This is a genomic window from Pseudoalteromonas sp. Cn5-37, assembly GCF_021532495.1.
Taxonomy (GTDB): Bacteria; Pseudomonadota; Gammaproteobacteria; order Enterobacterales; family Alteromonadaceae; genus Pseudoalteromonas; species Pseudoalteromonas simplex.
On sequence record NZ_JAKGBA010000021.1, the window covers coordinates 35513 to 54914 of the forward strand.

Here is a 19402-nt window from a genome sequence, read left to right on the forward strand (position 1 = left end):
TCCAAAAGTTTAACCCCAAACTTTAATTGTAAGCTCGTTACTTATTTATTTCTAAAATAGCTTTTAGGGTATTCTCTTTTTCAAGAATATCGCGATACAGTGCGAACTGGTTTCGGGCTCGTTCGAGATTATGGTGAGCATGTTTAGTCGCAAAGTAATTGTCACCATCAATAAAATCAGTAAGAAAGCGCAAGCCAATCATAAATGTCATTACTTTTGTGCCAAGCCAAAAGCTCTCTTTTTCTGCATCAGTGATTACATTTTTTAATGGTTCTACATAGCCCTTAACAATAGCTGCAAAAATTTCTTCGCGAACTGTTACATTTTTCAGGTTAGTTGAGTCCTCTTGCTCAGGTGAACAGAAAGTGCGCACCATGTCACCAAAATCAAATAACCAATAGCCAGGCATACAGGTATCTAAATCGATAACTGCTTTTGCATCATCAGAATCTTTACAAAAAAGCATGTTATTGATTTTTGTATCATTATGACAGGGTCTTAATGGGATCTTACCTTCCAGTTTCTGTAGTTCATCAATTAGCGATTGCTGATTTAAACAGAACTCGATATCTGGTTGGCAAAGCTCGATACGATTTACAGGGTCATTTTCGATTGCTTTTCTGAAAGCATCAAAACGCATTGCTAAATTATGAAAATCTGGGATAACATGATGTAGTTGCTCAGCCTGAAAGTCTTGTAAAGCAAGCGCAAATTGACCAAATGCATTGGCCGCAGTTTGTGCTTGAGAGATGTTTGCTACAACATCCTCACTGTAACTGCCGCCAATAAATTCGAGTGCACGCCACACGCCTTGGTCACATTCCACCAAAAAATCATTTTTTATTGTCGGCACATGACGAATAATCTCGAGACTATATTCACCTTTCACATGTTTGTCGTTTAGGTGCTTTTCGATAAGCCTTGCATTCTCTACAAGCTGCTCAGGGTTAGGAAATACATCAGTATTTAGTTTTTGCACAACGACAGCATTATCTTGTGACTTAAGAAGCATCGTTGTGTTTATATGGCCGTTGCCAATAGGTTTCAGTGTCACGTGATCTGAACTTAAGCCAAAATGCTCAGAAAGATAAGTTGCAACAGGATTCGACTTCATTAATTTTCCATTACTTTTTGTAAGAAGAGGTGTAGATTTATTCATTAAGCCCGAGGCGTAACTGACGTAATGTACTTGCTATTGCATCCAATTCAGCTTTGTAGGTTACGCCGTACCATGGCTCTTGTGCGGTATAAACGGCGACAGTTTGATTGTAATCTTTAATCGCAAGTTGTATCTGATTTGGTAAATAATACTCTTTCGTGACACCGTTGTCAGTATTTTCTAAAAACTGTACAAAGCCCTTTTCTAGAACCATGAATAAATCATCTGTAATCCCCCAAAAACTCATTGAACCAAGAGCTTCCTTAGCAATACTCTGACGCTCACCTAGAGAGTTATTACCTAACAAAATATCTTGCTCTAGCTTGATATCAAGATATTCAACAACATCGATTAAATGTTGTTGCTCATCGATGCTACACACTCCGCGATTGACCCCTCCTTGAGTCGATAAAGTATCAACTATAGGGTAACCAACCATAGCCCAATCATTACTACGCTTAAAATGTTCGGCGATAATTTTAAACGAAGAGGCCCCATAATAATCATCGGCTGTAATTACAATTGCAGGGTTCTTTACATAGGGTTTTGCACATAAAAGAGCGTGGCCTGTTCCCCAAGGCTTTTGCCGCTCTTTAGCTAAAGAAAGATACTTTTCTGGAATTGCAGTGATTTCTTGATTAACTAAGATAACTTCAAGTGATTTAGGCAAACGGGGTAAAATTCTTGCTTCAAATTCGGCTCGAATATTAGCATTTATGATGATAACAGCTTGAGTTACACCTACTTGAACAGCATCTCGAATACTTAGTTCCATAATAGTGCTGTTAAGACCTGGAATATCAGCAATTTGTTTGTTTCCACCAAAGCGACTACCGAGTCCGCCAGCTAATACGATTAAGGTTAGAGAATGATGAGTCATTGCGCGAGTAATAAGATGAACAAAGGAAAAGTGTACCAGAACCTTTGATATTCGAGCAACGGCTGTTAATAAGGATTGTAAGTGTTAAAAAGCACCATGTTAAGAGAGATTTAAGAGGGCACAAAGTAGAGCTCAGTGCTCCTCAAAAATCATCAGCACGTTGTAGTGATTAAGTGTTTATTTGAAGGTTGCTAGCAACTGTAATAACTGTTGCAGTTTAATAACGGTTTTTTTCAGCTTCTCTTCGTCCATACCGTCGTTGCTTAAGCTTTCTACATCAGCTGCAACATCGAGAACGTAAGGTTTAAAGCGTTTCGCTTCAAAATCAAAGCCAGCATCTTTTGCAAATAAGGCTTTGAATTTGCCATGGCCTTGCTGCTGTAAATCATCTAATTTTTTATCAGCATCAAGTGCCTGACGATAAACGATTTTTAGGTTAGCATTGAGTTGTTCAATAATTGAATCCATTTTTTTCCTAAAGCTTTAGACTGCAATGCCGATATAGTACGTGGATTGTCATAAAAAGTCAGGTAATGAACTATGAATATATCAGGATCAAGCTTACCAGCGATGAGTGGCGGTGGCGAAAGCGCAGAAGTTTACAGCGCATCACTTGCTAAAAAACAGCAAAAGGCTGATGGTGCTGCGGCACTTGCACTTATCGAAGGCGCAGCAATGAACACCAGTGCTGCACAAACACCTGCTAAGTCGGTAACTGCGACACTAGGTAACAACGTAAACGTATACGTTTAACTACAGTATATTGAGATCGATAGGCGTTTTACTTTTTTCGCCGCCGATCTCACGCACCAGCTTAGGAACCAAAAAACCCGGCAATGCTGCCAGCATAGCCGTTACGATTTCCCGTGCCTGACTCTCAGCTATGTCAAAATGGCTAGCACCCTCAACTTTATCGAGTAGATGTAAGTAGTAAGGAAGTATATCTGCCTCAAATAGCGCTTCACTTAATGCAACTTGCGACTCGACAGAATCATTCACATCTTTTAGTAACACCGCCTGATTTAGTAACGTCACCCCTGCAGCTTTTAACTTTTGCATGGCCGCTTTAAAGTCATCATCAATTTCGTTAGCGTGATTGATATGATTTATAAACACCACCTTTAAGGGCGATGCAGCAAAGCGTGTACATAGCTCATCGGTAATTCTTGCAGGGATCACCACAGGTAAGCGGCTGTGAATACGCATGCGTTTAATTTGCGGAAGCTGCTCTAACTCATCCATAAACCAACTCACAGCATCGTCTTTGGCCATCAATGGATCGCCACCACTTAAAATGACTTCGTTGATGTTGCTGTCGGCTTTTATGTAAGCCAGTGCGTCAATCAAGCTGCGTTTGTTTAATTGGTTTTCTTGATAAGGAAAGTGGCGTCTAAAACAATAACGGCAATTTACCGCACAACCGGTTTTAAACATCACTAAAACCCGAGAGCGATACTTATGTAACAAACCAGGTTGGTTGTTATCTTGCTCTTTTAAAGGGTCTTTATCGTAACCGGTTTTTGCTAAAAACTCTTGGTGTCTTGGCATCACTTGCAGCAAAAGAGGGTCGTTTATGTCGCCATAACGCATTTTTTTGATAAAAGGCAGTGGCACGCGGACAGGAAAAAGACTGCGTGCTTTTAGGTCTTTTTCGTCTACTTTGCTTGATAATCCTAGCATTTCTAGCAAGCGTTCAGGACAAGTGACAACATTTGCCAATTCTTTTTGCCAGTTTTTATGCAAATTTACTTCATTTCTTTGTATCATTGACACGTAGATTACTCGAAATTATTTAGACAGAGGAAACGATGGCGAATTATAGCACCAATGAGTTCAAGGGCGGCCTAAAAATTATGTTAGACGGCGAACCTTGCAGCATCTTAGAAAATGAAATGGTAAAACCAGGTAAAGGCCAAGCGTTTAACCGTGTTCGTATTCGTAAACTAATTTCAGGCAAAGTTCTTGAGAAAACGTTTAAATCAGGCGATAGCGTTGAAGGTGCAGACGTAATGGATACAGATTTAGCGTATCTTTACACTGACGGTGAGTTCTGGCACTTCATGAACAACGAAACATTTGAGCAAATCGCTGCTGACGAAAAAGCGCTTGGCGACAATGCAAAATGGTTAGTTGAAAATGACGTTTGTACTATCACGCTTTGGAACGGTAGCCCAATCGCCGTGACTCCACCAAACTTCGTTGAATTAGAAATCACTGAAACAGATCCAGGTCTAAAAGGTGATACAGCGGGTACTGGCGGTAAACCAGCAACATTAAGCACAGGTGCTGTTGTTCGTGTTCCTCTATTCGTACAAATCGGCGAAGTGATCAAAGTTGATACTCGTAGCGGTGAATACGTGAGTCGTGTTAAGTAATAGGCTTTTATAATACCAATTCGCAATAATACTTAATCATTTTGAGGGATTAAACCTGTCGCTAGCTGCGTTAAAAACTTCTGATTTAGAACAACTAAATAACGAAATTTTTGCCTTGCTATCAACGAGGTTTTATTGCCTCAAAATAGACCACTTAATTAAGCGAGTTGGTATGAAATTTTTATAAAATCCCAGCTTCTGCTGGGATTTTTTTTGGGAAACACTATGTCTAATGTCCTTTGGCAACCAAGCGCCGATATTGAAACTTTACGAGAGCGTGCCGTCATCATTCGCCGTATTCGTGAGTTCTTTTATGCACGTGATGTTATGGAGGTTGAAACGCCAAGCCTTAGTGCTGCCAGTGTAACCGATGTGCATTTAGTGACTTTTAGTACCGAGTTTGTTGGTCCTGGCCATGCTGGTGGCTTACCACTTTATTTGCAAACGTCACCTGAGTTTGCCATGAAGCGTTTACTTGCTGCGGGCTCTGGGGCTATTTTCCAGCTGTGCAAAGCCTTTCGTAATGAAGAGGCAGGTAGTCATCATAATCCTGAATTTACAATGCTTGAGTGGTACCGCCCAGGCTTTGATGAGTTTGCGCTTATGGATGAAATGGATGAGCTTATGCAATTAGTGCTTGGCGTAGATAGCGCAGAGCGACTAACTTATCAGCAAGCCTTCATTAACGCCTTAGGTGTAGATCCTTTAACTGCTGATGTGGGTACATTACAACAATTAGCAGCGGAGCAGGGCTTTGCCGATATTGCCGCGAATGAAACGCACCGCGATACCTTGTTGCAGCTATTATTTTGTATGAAGGTTGAACCAACGATTGGCCAAGAAAAGCCTTGTTTTGTTTATCATTTTCCTGCATCGCAAGCCGCTCTTGCCCAAATTTGTCAGCACGATGAGCGAGTCGCAGGACGCTTTGAGTTATATTTTAAAAATATGGAGCTGGCAAACGGCTTTAATGAACTGACCAATGGTAAAGAGCAAGCAGCTCGTTTTAGTGAAGATAATCAATATCGTGAAGCGAATGGATTAAAGCAAGTGCCAATGGATGAGCGCTTAATAGCTGCACTAGAACATGGCTTACCGCAATGTGCGGGTGTCGCACTGGGTATTGATCGACTCATTATGCTGGCAACGAATAAACAAAAGATTAAAGACGTACTCGCCTTTGATGTTGAAAGGGCTTAAATGTAGGAGCGGGTTTACCCCGCGATTTTCATTGATTTTAAAAGCGCGACATAAAGTCGCGCCTACGGTTTATAGCTCGTAAATAAATGTCACACCGGCAACCATAGGTTCGCCAAGTTGTGTGTATGTATGAGTGGTGTAACCATCTAATGGGTCGTTACCAAACTCAAAACCACGGGTTGGTACGTCTTCATCAAATAAGTTACGTGCCCATGCATTAATGCTCCAATTATCACTTTCATAACCAAATGAAGCATTCACTAAATTAGTGCTTGATGCTTGTGAGTTATGGCTGTCAGAGAAGTAGTAATCGTCTTTGCCTTCTACACCAATTGATGCATAAAGTGCTGGCGTAAAGTTATAACGCGCAGTGAATGCGTATTGGTATTTAGGTGCTTGTGCTTGATCTCGACCATCTTGATCTAGGCCTGATTGCGCAACAAAGTCATTGATTTCTGTATTTAGATAACCTGCACTACCTGTTAGTAGTAAATTGTCAGTAGCTTGGAAGCTGCCTTCAATTTCTAAACCGTAGTTTTCTCCAGAGCTGGCGTTATCGATATAGCCTGTGAATTTTTGGCCTTCAACTTGCCACGACTTTAACTGCATATCTTCGCGGTACATGTAGAAAGCGGCAAGACGTAACACAAACTTATCGTCCAAAGAGCTGCCTTTCACACCAAACTCACCGCTCCATAGGTATTCAGGGGCAAATGATGTGTGATTAGCAAAGAAATCAGCATCTAGGTTTAAGCCTTCGTCTTTTGCTTTTGCTAAAGCTTCAGAGTTAATACCGCCAGCTTTATAGCCACGAGTAATGCTAGTGTAGATCATGGTGCGATCAATCACTTGGTATTCAAGTGCAAGCTTACCGCCCACCATGACATCATCCGTTTCTTCAATAAAACCGTTATTGTCGATGTAGTCGCCTTGATACTGCTCAACACGCAGACCCGAAATTAAGGTTGTTTTTGGACCAATAGCTGTTGCTAGTTGGCCATACGCAGCAATATTGCTGGTTTCATAATTAGATGCAAATGGTTGTGCCAGCCAAGTGTATTGACGTTCTAAGTCAACTTCGCGGCCTTGATAGTAAATGCCTGCGACCCACTCGCCAGATTTACCACTAAATTGCAGCTCAGCCGCTTGATCTTGGCGATCGCGAAAGTAAGCATCTGTTGAGCTATAGCCCCAATCATGCAAGCCAGCAGCACATAACTCAGGTTGGGCTTCATCATTACACACCCAGTCTTCGTCATAGCTGTATAACAGCTCGCTGTCGATACCAGATAGGTTTAGGCTAACATCAAAAAAGTCAAAGCCGGTGTATATGTTTGCTAGGCCAACCGCAATGCTTTCTTGGTTGTCTTGGCCTGGTTCATCAGCAACACTGTAACGGCTGTTATCTAATGTGAATGCGTCATAGCCGTTATTTATATCGATGTAATGTACATTCAGTTCAGTACGTAAATGCTCGGTCAATTGGCTGTGTAACTTAAAGCGAGAGACAAGCTCATCTTGTTGCTGGGTATCTTCACCTAAATAACGGTTTTCTACATACCCATCAGACTCACGTTGATAAATGCTGGCGCGTACTGCTGTGTCGTCGGTAATACCCGTACCTGCGGCTATACCTGCTTCATAGCTGTTGTAGTTGCCCGCACCTAATTGTATTTTCACACTTGGGTCAAGAGTGGGTGTTGCAGATTCCATTTGAATCATGCCAGCCAAGGCATCAGCACCAAAGCGAGTTCCTTGTGGGCCGCGATAAATTTCAACTTGGTCGATATCAAATAACAGTGAACTGCCGCCTAAACCAGAGTAGTTAATACCGTCGATCACTAAGCCAACTGAAGGATTAATAGGGTCAACAAACTGTGAGCGTAAACCAACACCACGAATTTGCACGAAACGACCACGAGATGCCCCTGAGGTAAAGTTTACATTCGCTGCACTAGCAAGCATCTCATCTAAAAACTTTGCACCGCGTTGATTGATTTCATGGTCTGAAAACAAGCTTGCGCTGGCACTAAGGGTTTGAATGCTTTCTCTTTTGAAATCACCGGTAACTTCAATTTTTTCAAGCTCACCGTCTTCAGCGTATGCAATCGAAGATGCTGCGAATAAAGGCAGGATGGCAGCAGATAATAATGATAAACGTCGTTTCATGCGGATTCTTAACTCCATTTTCGGGACTGCTATTCTAGCAACCTAGCTAGCCAAATGGCTATAAAATCAATTTTTATGATATAAACGCAGGCAATTATACGTAAATTGATTAGGAATACGACTATGACCTTTAAAGTAGACTTTAAAGTGCGTGATTATGAGTGTGATTTACAAGGAATTGTAAACAACAGTGTTTATTTTAATTATTTAGAACATGCACGCCATGAGTTTTTACATGCCCAAGGTATCGATTTTGCAAAGCTCGCAAGAGAAAAAGTAAACCTTGTCGTACTGCGTAGCGAAATGGATTACAAGGCATCACTTATGCCGGGTGATGAATTTTACGTTGCCGTTGAGCCCGAGCGTATCAGCCGATTAAAGTTTGCTTTTAGGCAAACAGTGTATCGCAAACATGATGATAAAGTGATGCTACAAGCGTTAGTGATTGGCACGTCAGTAAATGAAAAAGGTCGTCCTTTTTTACCAGAAGAAGTCGATAACTTATTCAAATAGTCTGCGTTGTTCTTTGATAAGCTAACTTAGAACAATTTTTTACAGATAAAACATGTTTTTTTAACGATCAATTGCGTTAAATGTTGTTATTATTACTACATTGAAATTTGAATAGTTAAAAAATATGAAGTTAGTAGCCTTGCCTCTTCTTTTTGTATTATTTTGCATGGGCTGCTCATCGACAGGGACAGTCACTAGTGAGCAATTAAAATATACACAGTGGCAATTATCAAAAGTGAATGGTTTAGCTATTCCTGTATCTCAAAAAGCCTCTATACGCTTTATCGAAGCGATGCAGGTTAACGGCTTTGCTGGCTGTAATAAATTTTTTGGTGAAGGTGCGCTCAGCGAAGATACGCTAACGGTAAATAAGTTAGGTATGACTCGTAAATCATGTGGCGAGCAAGTTAATGAGCTTGAGCAGCAATTATTGTCAGCGCTAAAAGAAGGTGCGGCAATTACGCTAACAGGTGAGAAACTAACTCTGCAAGGCGAGCATCACTTTACCTTCATTGCAAAAAACTAAAGTGGCTTAGCTTGCAGCAATTTTTTAACTGGCGTACACTCAGGGCGTTTTAAAGAAACGAATTTATACTTGTCGGAGTGCCTTTAACAAGGCTGAGATCGCGAAAGCGGGATCCGTGAACCTGATCAGGCTAACACCTGCGTAGGGAACAAGCTGCCTCACTGGGCGCTTGTGCGCCAAATTTATGGGGTATAAGCGGCGCAGGCTGCACTAGTAAGCATTTAGCTTATTAACGATCCAATGGCGTTTGCCACTCTCTATTGCATTTGCAATATCTGACAAGACAACCCTTAAAGCAATGAGGTAAGTCATGTCAAACACAACAACTAAACCATCTCGCCGCGAAGTTCGTGCGGCAGCATCAGATTATATTTATAACTTAACGGGTCAACCCTTTCCTAATTCTCATAAAGTTTATGTAGAAGGTACACAAGACAATGTACGAGTAGGGATGCGTGAAATCACCCTAAGCGATACCTTTATCGGTGGCACTGAAGAGAACCCTGTATTTGAATCTAACGCACCAATTCGTGTTTACGATACCTCGGGCCCATACACTGACCCAGATTTTAAACTTGATGTGCGCAAAGGCCTTGAGAAATACCGTGAAAAGTGGATTGAAAGCCGCGGCGACACTGAAATTTTAGACTCAGTGACTTCGCAGTTTTCTCAACAACGAATGGCAGATGAAGGGTTAGATCATATCCGCTTTGAACATCTACCAAAGATCCGCCGTGCAAAAGCAGGCAAAAACGTAACGCAAATGCATTATGCGCGACAAGGTATTGTAACGCCTGAAATGGAATATGTGGCAATTCGTGAAAACATGGGACGCGCTAAAATTCGTGAAGAGTTACTTGCGGCCCAGCACAAAGGCGAATCGTTTGGCGCTAGTATTCCTGATTTTATTACCCCTGAATTTGTGCGTGATGAAATTGCCCGTGGCCGCGCCGTGCTTCCTAACAACATCAACCACCCGGAAACTGAGCCGATGATCATTGGCCGAAACTTCTTAGTTAAAGTGAACGCGAATATTGGTAATTCGTCGGTCACTTCATCAATCGAAGAAGAAGTAGAAAAAATGGTGTGGTCGACTCGTTGGGGCGCCGACACGGTAATGGACTTATCAACGGGTCGCTACATTCACGAAACCCGTGAGTGGGTGGTACGTAATTCGCCAGTACCAATTGGTACCGTACCAATCTATCAAGCGCTTGAAAAAGTAAACGGTGTGGCTGAAGACCTAACGTGGGAGATTTTCCGCGATACCTTGATTGAACAAGCAGAACAAGGTGTTGATTACTTTACTATTCATGCTGGGGTATTGCTGCGTTACGTGCCAATGACGGCAAAGCGTGTTACCGGTATTGTTTCGCGTGGTGGCTCAATCATGGCGAAATGGTGTTTAGCGCACCATAAAGAAAACTTCTTATACACGCACTTTGAAGAAATCTGTGAAATTTTAAAACAGTATGATGTGTGTTTTTCATTAGGTGATGGCTTGCGCCCGGGCTCTATTGCTGATGCTAATGACGAAGCCCAGTTCAGCGAATTACGTACTTTAGGTGAGCTGACAAAACTTGCTTGGAAACATGATGTGCAAGTGTTCATCGAAGGCCCAGGCCATGTGCCAATGCATATGATCAAAGAGAACATGGAAGAGCAGCTAAAACACTGTGAAGAAGCACCGTTTTATACTCTTGGTCCATTAACCACGGATATTGCACCGGGGTACGATCATTTCACATCAGGTATTGGCGCTGCGCAAATTGCTTGGTACGGCTGCGCTATGCTTTGTTATGTAACCCCTAAAGAGCATTTAGGTTTACCAAACAAAGAAGACGTTAAAGAAGGTTTAATCACCTACAAGATTGCTGCTCATGCTGCCGATTTGGCAAAAGGCCACCCAGGTGCGCAAGAACGTGACAATGCATTATCAAAAGCGCGCTTTGAGTTCCGTTGGCACGACCAATTTAACCTAGGTTTAGACCCAGAACGCGCCCGCGAATATCACGACGAAACATTGCCACAAGAATCTGGCAAGATTGCACATTTCTGCTCTATGTGTGGCCCTAAGTTTTGTTCGATGAAGATCACTCAAGAAGTGCGTGATTACGCCAAAGATCTTGAAGCAAGAGGCATTGATCCAAATAACGTAGGCGATGCTATCGAAATCAAAATGGTCGATGTTGAAGCCGAAATGAAAGCGAAATCAGACGAGTTCAAAAAAACAGGCTCTGAGATTTACCACAAAGCCGTTTAATTGATGGAGCTAGGCATCAGCGATAGGCTCTGGGTTTTTACTTAGGGCCTAGAGCCTAGGGCCTAGAAAGTTTATGTCTTTAAAGATAGCGATACTGGGCTTTGGTTTAACTGGCCGTTTAACTGCATTGGCACTTGCTAAAGAGCATCAGTTAAGTGTGTTTGAGCAAGATGATGAACATGCTAGCAACAGTGCTGGCAGCGTTGCTGCAGCGATGTTAGCCCCCCTTGCTGAATCAGTCTTGTGTGAACAGGATTTAGCTCTACAAGGGCTTAATAGCATCACTCGTTGGCAGCAAATTTTAAGTGAGCTCGATGACGCTGTGTATTTTCAACAAACAGGCAGCTTAGTGGTTGCTCATCAGCAAGATAAGGGCGATTTACAAAGTTTTGTGAGGCGCTTAAAACCGCTTGAAAGCTATCAGGCGCAGGCATTGGTTGGCACTCAAATCGCAGACCTTGAGCCAGAACTAGCTGGGCGGTTCCACCAAGGTGTGTATTTACCTTGTGAAGGGCAACTCGATAATCAGGCATTTTATAGCGCTAGTTTTAAAAAGCTTACCTCGCAAGGAGTGCAATTTAACTTTGGCTGTAAAGTTGAATTGAACGCCCATAAAGTGAATGGCCAAAGCTTTGATTATGTATTTGATTGCCGCGGCTTAGGTGCTAAACAGGCTGAACCCTTACTTCGCGGAGTAAGAGGGGAGGTGGCGCGTTTATATGCACCAGAAGTGAACCTAACCAGACCAATACGGCTGATGCATCCGCGTTACCCCATATATATTGCTCCTAAGCCAAATCATCAATTTGTGATTGGTGCGACTGAAATCGAATCGCAAGACCGCGGTAAAGTCACCGTGCGCTCGGCGCTGGAGCTATTGTCTGCTGCTTATACCGTGCATAGCGGCTTTGCTGAAGGGCGTATCGAGAGCTTGCAATCAGGGCTTCGTCCAGCGTTTGCAGACAACCGCCCTAAAGTCACAAAACAAGGTCGAGTGATCAGTATTAATGGCTTGTACCGCCATGGTTATTTACTTGCGCCTCAGGTGGTTGATGATGCAGTGAGCTTAATTGCTTAAGGATAAAAATGAATATTTTAATTAATGGTCAGTCAGTTACAGTGAACGACAATACATCGCTCACTCAGGCGTTGAGCCAGTTTGGTGCAAGACCTCCATTTGCCGTTGCCGTTAATGGTGACTTTGTACCGCGCAGCCAATGCGATGCTAAACCCCTCAATGAAGGCGACAGCATTGAGTTATTGTCGCCAATTCAAGGAGGCTAAGATGGATAGTTTTTCGGTTTATGGTGAGCAATTTACGAGTCGTTTACTGATTGGCTCAGCACTGTACCCTTCGCCAAGTGTTATGACAGAGTCGATAGTGGCCTCACAGGCTGAAATTGTCACCGTTTCATTAAGACGTCAGCAAAGCGCTGCTGCGGGTGATGATTTTTGGCAATTGATAAAAAATACCGGGTTAAAGGTGCTGCCAAATACGGCGGGTTGTCATAGCGTGAAAGAAGCGGTGACCTTGGCACAAATGTGCCGCGAAGTGTTTGCCACTGATTGGATCAAGTTAGAGTTGATTGGTGATGAATATAATTTACAGCCCGATCCAATCGCATTGCTTGAAGCCACTAAAATTTTATTGGCCGATGGCTTTAAAGTTTTGCCTTATTGCACAGATGATTTAGTGCTGTGCCAGCGCCTCGCTGATTTAGGCTGCGAAGTACTTATGCCTTGGGGCGCACCGATTGGCACGGGTAAAGGCTTGCTGAATCCTTATAACTTAAAAATGATCCGTGAGCGCTTGCCAAACCATACTTTAATTGTTGATGCGGGCTTAGGTTTACCATCTCATGCCTGCCAAGCGCTTGAATTAGGGTATGATGCCGTATTATTAAACTCGGCAATTGCAGGTGCAGGTTGCCCAGTAACGATGAGTAAAGCGTTTAAGAGTGCGGTTGAAGCGGGGCGATATAGCTATTTGGCTAAAGCGATGCCAGAGAAAGACGTAGCAAGCCCATCAACGCCGACGCTTGGAATGCCATTTTGGCATCAAGAATAAAATGTGAGGAATAACATGAATCAGGTTGTATGGACCATAGCTGGCTCAGATTCGGGCGGCGGTGCAGGAATTCAAGCCGATATCAAGGCAATGCAAAGTTTTAATGTACATGGCTGTACGGTTATTACTGCTTTAACGGCACAAAATAGTTTAGGTGTAGAAGCACTTAACCCGATTTCAACAGAAGTGATTGAGTCGCAACTATTAGCCTTAGCCAGTGATATGCCTGCCAGCGTGATTAAAATTGGCATGCTTGCCAATGTGCAGCAAATACAGCTTATTAGTGAGCATTTAAAACATTACAAAGCAACTTGGGCAGAGCCGCCTTTGGTTGTTTATGATCCGGTTGCCATTGCCTCAAGTGGTGATTTATTAACAGAAGAAGATACTGTTAGTGCTATCAAAGAGTGTTTATTGCCATTAGTCGATGTTGTAACACCGAACACCCACGAAACACAGCTATTAACTGGTGTTTACCTGATTGGCCCAAGCGCAGTGAAAGAGGCCGCAAAGAAGTTAACAGGCTATGGTGCAAAAGCGGTGATCATCAAAGGGGGTCACTGGGATTACCCAAGTGGCTATTGCATTGATTACTGCGTGCAAGGTGAGCAGGAATATTGGCTTGGTAACGAAAAAATTCAAACTCCGCATAGTCACGGTACTGGATGCAGTATGGCCTCTGTGATTGCTGCGTGTTTAACCAAACAGTATCCTCTCAAAGATGCCTTTATTTTAGCGAAAGCCTATATAAACCAAGGATTAAAAGCAGCCATTCGATATGGTGAAGGGATTGGCCCCGTTGCACACACTTGCTTTCCAACAAATCTAGCTGATTACCCACAAGTCATCGAAGCGGGAAGTTGGCTGGGTGATGAGCTCGACTTTGATTGCCCGGTTGATTTTACCATGGCAGCAGGTTTTGCCGAGTGCGACTCTAAACAGCTTGGGCTATATGCCGTTGTTGATACGGTTGATTGGTTAGAGAAGTGTTTAGCCGAAGGGGTTAAAACCGTTCAATTAAGAATGAAAAATGCAGACGATACAGCACTTGAAGAGTCGATTGCAAGTGCGGTTTTGCTGGGGCAGAAGTACGATGCGCAGGTATATATTAATGATTATTGGCAATTGGCGATTAAGCACGGCGCTTATGGTGTGCATTTAGGACAAGAAGACTTACAAACCGCTAATTTAATTGCCATAAAAGAGGCAGGGTTACGCTTAGGTGTGTCGACTCATGGCTTTTATGAAATGCTACGTGCACATAATTACAGACCAAGTTATATGGCGTTTGGCGCTATTTATCCAACCACCACCAAAGACATGACAGGGCAGATTCAAGGCTTAGAAAAGCTCGAAAAATTTGTGCCGTTAATGGCTGATTATCCAACGGTCGCGATTGGCGGGATTGACTTATCTCGTGCTGAGCAAGTTGCGAGCACGGGGGTTGGCAGTGTTGCCGTAGTGCGTGCGATTACCGAAGCCGAAGACTACCAAGCAGCCATTGCCACGTTAAAACAGCTGGTCGAAGGTCAGCCATAATATGAGCGCGTTAAGCGACAAAGAACAAATTCGTTATAGCCGCCATTTGCTACTCAAAGAGGTGGGGCATGCGGGTCAGCATAAGTTAAAGTCTGCACATATTGTGGTTGTCGGAGCGGGTGGGCTTGGCTCACCAGCACTGTTTTATTTAGCAGCTGCAGGAGTCGGAACGCTCACTTTGATTGACGACGATAAAGTTGAGCTTTCAAATCTACAGCGACAAATACTCTATAAAGTAAACCACATGGGGCAGGCAAAAACACAGGCGGCTGCCAAGGTGTTAAGCAGTTTAAATAATCAAATTACGGTTAAGCCTCTATGCCAAAAGCTTGATGAAAGTAACTGTGCTGAGCTACTTGAAGGTGCTGACATCATTCTTGATTGCAGTGATAACTTTGCTACCCGGTATTTGGTTAATCGCTATTGTTTAGCTAAATCTATTCCGCTTGTTTCAGCTGCGGCTATTGCAACACAGGGGCAGGTGATGAGTTTTGATTTTCGTGATGAACAAAGCCCTTGCTATGGCTGTATATTCCCGCAAACGGAGGAGCAGACAGCGCTTAATTGTGACAATGCTGGGGTATTGAGCCCGTTATTGGGTGTTATGGGCAGCATGCAAAGTTTATTGGCTATCAATATATTGCTTGGCCATAAAACGGGCAGCGAGTTTATTCAATTTGACGGGCTAACACTAAAACAGCAGCGTTTTAATATTCAAAAAGATAGTGAGTGCTCAGAGTGTAATCGTGGGGTATAGGCGCGATTTATAGAGAATTTTAAGCAAACCACTTTTGCTCAAGTGGTTTGCTTAATTGAACTTATTAGTCGTTAATTTTCGCAAATGGTGTGCCCATGCGGGTCACTGTTTCTGGGTGTTGATCTGATAAGAACTCAGCTTGATTTGCACCCCAGGCTAAAATAACGGTAGAGCCTAACTTAAAGCGACCCATTTCTTCACCTTTCTTCAGAGTAATCGCGTTGTCACCTGTGGTTGGGTAGTTCCAACTAAATACATCTTTACCTGCTGGTGGCGTTACTGTGCCTGCCCAAATAGTCTCGATGCTAGCAACAATTGTTGCACCAACAAGTACCATGGCTAGCGGGCCAATTTCGGTTTCGAAGATAGCCACAACACGCTCGTTACGAGCAAATAGGTTAGGTACATTTTGCGCTGTTAACGGGTTTACCGAAAATAAATCACCCGGTACGTAAATCATTTTGCTCAGCGTACCATCAACAGGCATGTGAATACGGTGGTAATCTTTCGGCGCTAAATAAATAGTCACAAATTTACCGCCTAAAAACGGCGCTGTGTCTTCTTCTTTGCCACCAAGGAGTGCTTGTAAGCTGTAGTCATGGCCTTTTGCTTGGATGATTTGACCGTCGACTACATCGCCTAATTGGCTAATTGCACCATCAACTGGGTGAGCAATAATGTCGCTATCTTCAGCAAGTGGACGAATACCTTCTTTTAATGGGCGAGTAAAAAACTCATTAAAAGTTTTGTAATGAGCTGGATCTGGGTATTTAGCCTCACTCATATCAATTTTGTATTGTTTGATAAACAATTTAATTAAGGCCGTTGTTAAGCCACCCGCTTTTGCTGCTGCTAACTTGCCAACCATGCGCGAAATGAAATGTTTTGGCATGGCATATTGCATAGCAATTTTGAATTTATCTAAACTCACTTGTTATTTCCTAAATAGTTATACGCGAGGAGCGCGTGCACCAGCACGGCCGTCGGCCATAGTTTCTAAAATTCGGTGGTAACTGTCAAAGCGAAGTTCTGAAATTTCACCATCATCAACAGCTTGGCGGATTATACAGCCAGGATCGTTTAAATGTTTACAATCGCGAAAACGACAGCCACCAATAAAATCACGGAACTCTTTAAAGCACCATGTAACGCGCTCAACATCTAAATGCCATAAGCCAAACTCACGAATTCCCGGTGAGTCGATTAGGTTACCACCACTTGGTAAATGGTGTAATCGCGATACGGTTGTTGTGTGTTGACCAAGGCCGCTGTTCTCAGAGACTTCTTGGGTTAAGATATCTGCATCTGGCAGTACAGTGTTCACTAAGGTTGATTTACCCACACCGCTTTGACCAACAAAAATGCTGTTTTTATCAACTAGTTTTTGTTTAAGCTCAGCAATGCCTTGACCGGTTTTATTACTGACTAACAGTACTTGATAACCTAGCTCACGATAGATATCGAGAATTTCATCAATAAAAGCAAGGCCTTCATCGTCTATTAAATCTATTTTGTTAAGCACTAAAATAGGCTCAATACCCATGTCTTCACAGGCAACTAAATAGCGGTCGATAATGTTTGGTGTAAACTCAGGCAATACCGCAGAGACCATTAAAATTTGGTCGATATTGGCAGCGACGACTTTCACGCCGTCATAAAAATCAGGTCGTGTTAGTTGTGAGCGACGCTCATGGGTTGCTTCAATAACCCCCGCTAAGTCGCCTTCGCTAACTTTTGCACGGCGAAAAATAACTTCATCACCACACACAAGGCTCGATACTGTTCTACGTATATTACAGCGTAGCACTTCGCCTGATTCGGTTTCGATATCGGCGTGTTGGCCAAAACGACTGATCACAACCGCATTTTCGGCAGGGCCTAAATTATCATTTTGCCATTGCACAGTTGCCCCTTTCTGTTGCTTTTTGTCTGCATTAGAGAGGCGTTTTTGATGATTGGCCTTAATTCGACGCGATTGGCCTTTACTTAATTTCTTTTGTTTTGCCACTTTTGGCCTATAACTTGAGTAAATGTCGGGCTTTTTGAAAAAAAAGCTTTAGGTCGACTGATGATACTAATATGATATATCTAAATGCGTTGGATCTAAAGGAAAGCACCGCTAAGGTAACTATGTCTTTTCATAAATCAAATCTTATCTGGCTCGACCTAGAAATGACAGGCCTCGAACCAGCAACAGATAAAATACTCGAAATTGCCACTGTTGTCACCGACAGTGATTTAAACATCTTGGCTGAAGGCCCTGTTATTGCTATTCATCAAAGCGATGAACTGCTTGATGGCATGGACGAGTGGTGCACGACTCAGCACGGTCAATCTGGTTTAACAGCTCGTTGTAAAGCAAGCACATTCACTGAACAAGATGCTATTGATCAAACTTTGGCATTTCTAAAGCAATGGGTACCTGCGGGTGCTTCACCTATGTGTGGTAATTCTATCGGCCAAGACCGCCGTTTTATGAATAAGTACATGCCTGAATTGGAAGACTACTTTCACTACCGTAACCTTGATGTGAGTACCGTTAAAGAACTTGCACGTCGTTGGAAACCTGACGTATTAGCGCAAGTGAACAAAAAAGGTTCACATCTAGCCCTCGACGATATCAAAGATTCGATCATGGAATTAAAGGTTTACCAAGAAAAATTCTTTAATTTGTAAAAAACATTTGCAAACACATCGGATTATTGTAGAATCCTGCCCCGCTTAAGACGTTAACCCCCGCGGGGTTGGTATGTCTTTAGCTAAACTTTTATAGTTGAAATTTGCGGCACTAGCTCAGTTGCCAGAACGTTTCACCGCAACCTTCAGGTTGTGCGACAACGGACAAATTACTGACTACTTTTGAATGCGGCACTAGCTCAGTTGCCGGAACGTTTTACCGCAACCTTCAAGGTTGTGCACCAACGGACAAATTACTGACTACTTTTGAATGCGGCACTAGCTCAGTTGGTAGAGCGCAACCTTGCCAAGGTTGAGGTCACGAGTTCGAGCCTCGTGTGCCGCTCCAATTTCTCACCAAAAGAAATTGGCTTAAGTTTCAAGAGGAAAGTAACTAACTTGAAGCTTGTAACTTAAAACTAGTAACTTATTGTGCGGCACTAGCTCAGTTGGTAGAGCGCAACCTTGCCAAGGTTGAGGTCACGAGTTCGAGCCTCGTGTGCCGCTCCAATTTCTCACCAAAAGAAATTGGCTTAAGTTTCAAGGGGAAAGTTGAAAGCACCAAGCTATTCAAACTTCTAACTTGAATCTTGTAACTAGAAACTATTTGATGCGGCACTAGCTCAGTTGCCAGAACGTTTTACCGCAACCTTCAGGTTGTGCGCCAACGGACAAATTACTGACTACTTTAAAGCGGCACTAGCTCAGTTGCCAGAACGTTTTACCGCAACCTTCAGGTTGTGCGACAACGGACAAATCACTGACTACTTAAAAGCGGCACTAGCTCAGTTGGTAGAGCGCAACCTTGCCAAGGTTGAGGTCACGAGTTCGAGCCTCGTGTGCCGCTCCAATTTCTCACCAAAAGAAATTGGCTTAAGTTTCAAGGGGAAAGTTGAAAGCATTAGCTTGAAACTAGAAACTTGCAGCTTACAACTTATTTATGCGGCACTAGCTCAGTTGGTAGAGCGCAACCTTGCCAAGGTTGAGGTCACGAGTTCGAGCCTCGTGTGCCGCTCCAATCTCTAAAAAATCCCAAAAACACTTTCTTAAATAATTTAGCTAATAGCAAGATTTGATTACAGCTTACAGCTTACAGCTTACAGCTTACAGCTTACAGCTTACAGCTTACAGCTTACAGCTTACAGCTTACTGATCTGACTCCATAAAAGTAGACACCTTTTTGGAGTCAGTAATCATGAAAGTAAAGTCACAGCGTAGATATTCCCTCGAATTTAAAATAAAAGTCGTTCAAGAGTCGTTAGACACCACAGATACAG

19 protein-coding genes, 4 tRNA genes and 1 riboswitch are annotated in these 19402 nt (G+C 42.9%); of the genes, 16 read left to right on the forward strand and 7 right to left on the reverse strand.

Annotated elements, in window-relative coordinates; all coding sequences use genetic code 11:
• Nucleotides 1-37: 37 nt before the first annotated feature.
• The 3 genes from L1266_RS17415 to L1266_RS17425 all read right to left on the reverse strand — a co-directional run bounded on the left by L1266_RS17415 (nt 38) and on the right by L1266_RS17425 (nt 2507).
• A complete protein-coding gene (locus tag L1266_RS17415; protein ID WP_054554121.1) occupies nt 38-1114 on the reverse strand; it encodes a phosphotransferase enzyme family protein in 1077 nt (358 codons plus the stop codon).
• Nucleotides 1115-1151: 37 nt separating this feature from the next.
• Nucleotides 1152-2039, reverse strand: a complete 888-nt coding sequence (locus tag L1266_RS17420; RefSeq protein ID WP_209328459.1) for an NTP transferase domain-containing protein — start codon at nt 2037-2039, stop codon at nt 1152-1154.
• 177 nt (nt 2040-2216) lie between these two features.
• Nucleotides 2217-2507, reverse strand: a complete 291-nt coding sequence (locus L1266_RS17425) for a hypothetical protein (protein WP_054554123.1) — start codon at nt 2505-2507, stop codon at nt 2217-2219.
• A 72-nt stretch (nt 2508-2579) separates the two neighbouring features.
• On the opposite strand from L1266_RS17425, the gene L1266_RS17430 reads away from it, so the two are divergent.
• On the forward strand, nt 2580-2792 hold the full coding sequence (locus tag L1266_RS17430) for a hypothetical protein (protein WP_054554124.1): 213 nt from the start codon (nt 2580-2582) through the stop codon (nt 2790-2792).
• On the opposite strand, the gene epmB is transcribed toward L1266_RS17430, so the two are convergent.
• Entirely contained in the window at nt 2793-3806 is a 1014-nt protein-coding gene (gene epmB / locus L1266_RS17435; RefSeq protein ID WP_235378004.1) for an EF-P beta-lysylation protein EpmB, read from the reverse strand.
• 41 nt (nt 3807-3847) lie between these two features.
• Between epmB and efp the strand changes: the two genes are divergently transcribed.
• Nucleotides 3848-4414, forward strand: a complete 567-nt coding sequence (efp, locus tag L1266_RS17440; protein ID WP_235378005.1) for an elongation factor P — start codon at nt 3848-3850, stop codon at nt 4412-4414.
• A gap of 225 nt (nt 4415-4639) precedes the next feature.
• A complete protein-coding gene (gene epmA / locus L1266_RS17445; RefSeq protein WP_235378006.1) occupies nt 4640-5614 on the forward strand; it encodes an elongation factor P--(R)-beta-lysine ligase in 975 nt (324 codons plus the stop codon).
• 69 nt (nt 5615-5683) lie between these two features.
• Here epmA and L1266_RS17450 read toward each other — a convergent pair whose 3' ends face one another.
• Entirely contained in the window at nt 5684-7783 is a 2100-nt protein-coding gene (locus L1266_RS17450; RefSeq protein WP_235378007.1) for a TonB-dependent receptor, read from the reverse strand.
• 123 nt (nt 7784-7906) lie between these two features.
• On the opposite strand from L1266_RS17450, the gene L1266_RS17455 reads away from it, so the two are divergent.
• The 8 genes from L1266_RS17455 (at nt 7907) to L1266_RS17490 (ending at nt 15449) form a co-directional block, all read left to right on the forward strand.
• On the forward strand, nt 7907-8296 hold the full coding sequence (locus tag L1266_RS17455; protein WP_054554129.1) for an acyl-CoA thioesterase: 390 nt from the start codon (nt 7907-7909) through the stop codon (nt 8294-8296).
• A gap of 124 nt (nt 8297-8420) precedes the next feature.
• Nucleotides 8421-8822 (forward strand): META domain-containing protein, encoded by a 402-nt coding sequence (locus L1266_RS17460; RefSeq protein WP_054554130.1) that lies wholly within the window; start codon nt 8421-8423, stop codon nt 8820-8822.
• 63 nt (nt 8823-8885) lie between these two features.
• A riboswitch (TPP riboswitch) is annotated at nt 8886-8987 on the forward strand.
• A 145-nt stretch (nt 8988-9132) separates the two neighbouring features.
• On the forward strand, nt 9133-11085 hold the full coding sequence (gene thiC / locus L1266_RS17465) for a phosphomethylpyrimidine synthase ThiC (RefSeq protein WP_054554131.1): 1953 nt from the start codon (nt 9133-9135) through the stop codon (nt 11083-11085).
• A gap of 73 nt (nt 11086-11158) precedes the next feature.
• Nucleotides 11159-12163, forward strand: a complete 1005-nt coding sequence (locus L1266_RS17470) for an FAD-dependent oxidoreductase (RefSeq protein ID WP_235378008.1) — start codon at nt 11159-11161, stop codon at nt 12161-12163.
• A gap of 8 nt (nt 12164-12171) precedes the next feature.
• Nucleotides 12172-12369, forward strand: a complete 198-nt coding sequence (gene thiS, locus L1266_RS17475; protein ID WP_054554133.1) for a sulfur carrier protein ThiS — start codon at nt 12172-12174, stop codon at nt 12367-12369.
• A 1-nt stretch (nt 12370) separates the two neighbouring features.
• Nucleotides 12371-13153 carry a thiazole synthase gene (locus tag L1266_RS17480; protein ID WP_138601155.1) on the forward strand — a complete coding sequence of 261 codons (783 nt, stop codon included), beginning with the start codon at nt 12371-12373 and terminating at the stop codon, nt 13151-13153.
• Nucleotides 13154-13168: 15 nt separating this feature from the next.
• Nucleotides 13169-14692, forward strand: a complete 1524-nt coding sequence (gene thiE / locus L1266_RS17485) for a thiamine phosphate synthase (RefSeq protein WP_235378009.1) — start codon at nt 13169-13171, stop codon at nt 14690-14692.
• A 1-nt stretch (nt 14693) separates the two neighbouring features.
• The gene (locus tag L1266_RS17490) at nt 14694-15449 is read left to right on the forward strand and encodes a HesA/MoeB/ThiF family protein (protein ID WP_138601149.1); all 756 of its coding nucleotides are present in this window, start codon (nt 14694-14696) and stop codon (nt 15447-15449) included.
• Nucleotides 15450-15513: 64 nt separating this feature from the next.
• On the opposite strand, the gene asd is transcribed toward L1266_RS17490, so the two are convergent.
• Nucleotides 15514-16380, reverse strand: a complete 867-nt coding sequence (asd, locus tag L1266_RS17495; RefSeq protein ID WP_235378010.1) for an archaetidylserine decarboxylase — start codon at nt 16378-16380, stop codon at nt 15514-15516.
• Nucleotides 16381-16398: 18 nt separating this feature from the next.
• Nucleotides 16399-17457: a small ribosomal subunit biogenesis GTPase RsgA gene (rsgA, locus tag L1266_RS17500; RefSeq protein ID WP_058585944.1), complete on the reverse strand. Its 1059-nt coding sequence runs from the start codon at nt 17455-17457 to the stop codon at nt 16399-16401.
• Nucleotides 17458-17579: 122 nt separating this feature from the next.
• Between rsgA and orn the strand changes: the two genes are divergently transcribed.
• From orn to L1266_RS17525, 5 genes are all read left to right on the forward strand, one after another.
• Nucleotides 17580-18125 (forward strand): oligoribonuclease, encoded by a 546-nt coding sequence (gene orn, locus L1266_RS17505; RefSeq protein ID WP_054554138.1) that lies wholly within the window; start codon nt 17580-17582, stop codon nt 18123-18125.
• A 273-nt stretch (nt 18126-18398) separates the two neighbouring features.
• A tRNA-Gly gene (locus tag L1266_RS17510) sits at nt 18399-18474 on the forward strand.
• 85 nt (nt 18475-18559) lie between these two features.
• Nucleotides 18560-18635: transfer RNA gene (locus tag L1266_RS17515), tRNA-Gly, on the forward strand.
• A gap of 264 nt (nt 18636-18899) precedes the next feature.
• A tRNA-Gly gene (locus L1266_RS17520) sits at nt 18900-18975 on the forward strand.
• Nucleotides 18976-19067: 92 nt separating this feature from the next.
• Nucleotides 19068-19143 (forward strand) — tRNA-Gly (locus L1266_RS17525).
• The last annotated feature ends 259 nt before the right edge of the window (nt 19144-19402 follow it).

What these genes read in the sequence shown, in the direction of transcription:
- thiS (WP_054554133.1), top strand. Translation starts at nt 12,172, where the DNA reads ATGAATATTTTAATTAATGGTCAGTCAGTTACAGTGAACGACAATACA.
- L1266_RS17490 (WP_138601149.1), top strand. Translation starts at nt 14,694, where the DNA reads ATGAGCGCGTTAAGCGACAAAGAACAAATTCGTTATAGCCGCCATTTG.
- thiC (WP_054554131.1), top strand. Translation starts at nt 9,133, where the DNA reads ATGTCAAACACAACAACTAAACCATCTCGCCGCGAAGTTCGTGCGGCA.
- efp (WP_235378005.1), top strand. Translation starts at nt 3,848, where the DNA reads ATGGCGAATTATAGCACCAATGAGTTCAAGGGCGGCCTAAAAATTATG.
- L1266_RS17480 (WP_138601155.1), top strand. Translation starts at nt 12,371, where the DNA reads ATGGATAGTTTTTCGGTTTATGGTGAGCAATTTACGAGTCGTTTACTG.
- thiE (WP_235378009.1), top strand. Translation starts at nt 13,169, where the DNA reads ATGAATCAGGTTGTATGGACCATAGCTGGCTCAGATTCGGGCGGCGGT.
- L1266_RS17420 (WP_209328459.1), bottom strand. Translation starts at nt 2,039, where the DNA reads ATGACTCATCATTCTCTAACCTTAATCGTATTAGCTGGCGGACTCGGT.
- L1266_RS17470 (WP_235378008.1), top strand. Translation starts at nt 11,159, where the DNA reads ATGTCTTTAAAGATAGCGATACTGGGCTTTGGTTTAACTGGCCGTTTA.
- L1266_RS17430 (WP_054554124.1), top strand. Translation starts at nt 2,580, where the DNA reads ATGAATATATCAGGATCAAGCTTACCAGCGATGAGTGGCGGTGGCGAA.
- L1266_RS17460 (WP_054554130.1), top strand. Translation starts at nt 8,421, where the DNA reads ATGAAGTTAGTAGCCTTGCCTCTTCTTTTTGTATTATTTTGCATGGGC.
- L1266_RS17455 (WP_054554129.1), top strand. Translation starts at nt 7,907, where the DNA reads ATGACCTTTAAAGTAGACTTTAAAGTGCGTGATTATGAGTGTGATTTA.
- L1266_RS17415 (WP_054554121.1), bottom strand. Translation starts at nt 1,114, where the DNA reads ATGAAGTCGAATCCTGTTGCAACTTATCTTTCTGAGCATTTTGGCTTA.
- L1266_RS17425 (WP_054554123.1), bottom strand. Translation starts at nt 2,507, where the DNA reads ATGGATTCAATTATTGAACAACTCAATGCTAACCTAAAAATCGTTTAT.
- orn (WP_054554138.1), top strand. Translation starts at nt 17,580, where the DNA reads ATGTCTTTTCATAAATCAAATCTTATCTGGCTCGACCTAGAAATGACA.
- epmA (WP_235378006.1), top strand. Translation starts at nt 4,640, where the DNA reads ATGTCTAATGTCCTTTGGCAACCAAGCGCCGATATTGAAACTTTACGA.
- epmB (WP_235378004.1), bottom strand. Translation starts at nt 3,806, where the DNA reads ATGATACAAAGAAATGAAGTAAATTTGCATAAAAACTGGCAAAAAGAA.
- L1266_RS17450 (WP_235378007.1), bottom strand. Translation starts at nt 7,783, where the DNA reads ATGAAACGACGTTTATCATTATTATCTGCTGCCATCCTGCCTTTATTC.